General features: G+C 65.4%; 1 protein-coding gene. It reads right to left on the bottom strand.

Translation table 11 applies throughout. From position 1 onward, the window contains the following. Positions 1 to 31 precede the first annotated feature (31 nt). A protein-coding gene (locus tag J3S20_RS29880; RefSeq protein WP_216840573.1) for an IS3 family transposase occupies positions 32 to 1,185 on the bottom strand; the annotation gives its coding sequence in 2 pieces (ribosomal slippage) (positions 32 to 936 and positions 936 to 1,185; 1,155 coding nt in all). Positions 1,186 to 1,246: the final 61 nt, after the last annotated feature.

The raw sequence follows: 1,246 nt of genomic DNA, 5'->3' as shown, positions 1-1,246 counted from the left end.
TGGCCTGCTGCCGGTTCGACGGACACCGAGTTTAGCCTGAATCGGCCGAGCGCTCGAATGCCACAGGGCTGAGATAGCCAATGGCCGAGTGGCGTCGCGTCGGATTGTAGAACCGCTCGATGTAGTCGAACACCTCTGCCCGGGCGGCGTCGCGCGTCCGGTAGATCTTGCGGGCAAGGCGTTCGGTCTTCAGCGATGAGAAGAAGCTCTCCATGGCGGCGTTGTCCCACACATTGCCCGACCTGCTCATCGAGCAGGTGACGCCGTGGTCGGCCATCAGCCGCTGGAACCCCTCGCTGCTATATTGGCTGCCCCTGTCCGAATGGTGCAGCAGGGCTTTCGGCTTACCACGACGCCAGATCGCCATGACCAGCGCATCGGTGACGAGCTGTGCTGCCATCGTGGCGCTCATCGACCAGCCGACGACGCGACGTGAGAAGAGGTCGATGACAACGGCGACGTACAGCCAGCCCTCGGCGGTCCAGACGTAGGTGAAGTCGGCCACCCACTTCTGGTTCGGAGCTCCCGCATGGAACTGGCGGTCAAGGATGTTGGCCGGGACGACGCCTGGCGCCCGTTCGCCCCTGTCCGGCGGCAGGCCACGTCGCCGCGGCCTGGCCCTCAGCGCGCCCTGGCGCATCAACCGCTCGATCCTGTGCAGACCGCAGTCGACGCCGTCCGCCAGGACGTCGTGCCAGACCCGGCGGGCGCCATAGGTCCGGTCACTCGCCAGGAAGCTGGCGCGGGCCATGGCGCCAATCCGTTCGTCATCGCGGGCGCGTTGGCTCGGCTTGCGGGTCAGCCAGGCATGGAAGCCGGAGCGCGACACACCCAGCGCCGAGCACAGCCAGGACAGCGGCCAGATACCTTTGTGCTTCGCGATGAAGGCGAACTTCATGTCGCATCCCTCGCGAAGTAGGCCGCGGCCTTTTTTAGGATGTCACGCTCCGCCTTGAGCTTGGCGACCTCCCGGCGGAGACGGTCGATCTCCTGCTGCTCAGGCTTTACCTGACCATGGCCAGGAAAGGCGTGTCGCGGATCAGCCTCGGTCTCCCGCATCCAGCGGCGCAGCACGCTCTCCGCGATCTCGAGGTCGCGGCAAGCCTGAGCCACCGCAACTCCGCGATCCCTGACCAACTTTACCGCCTCGAGCTTGAACTCGCGGCTGAATGTCCTTCGTCCCATGCAAGGGCCTCCGATCGGGTGAAAACCTTATCCAGGTGTCCATCGAACCGGCAGCAGGCCA

Origin of the sequence: Falsiroseomonas tokyonensis, assembly GCF_019024325.1 — a bacterium.
In the GTDB taxonomy this organism is placed as follows: Bacteria; Pseudomonadota; Alphaproteobacteria; order Acetobacterales; family Acetobacteraceae; genus Falsiroseomonas; species Falsiroseomonas tokyonensis.
Note: the sequence above shows the minus strand (reverse complement) of the source record. Positions and strands in the feature narration are given on the sequence as shown.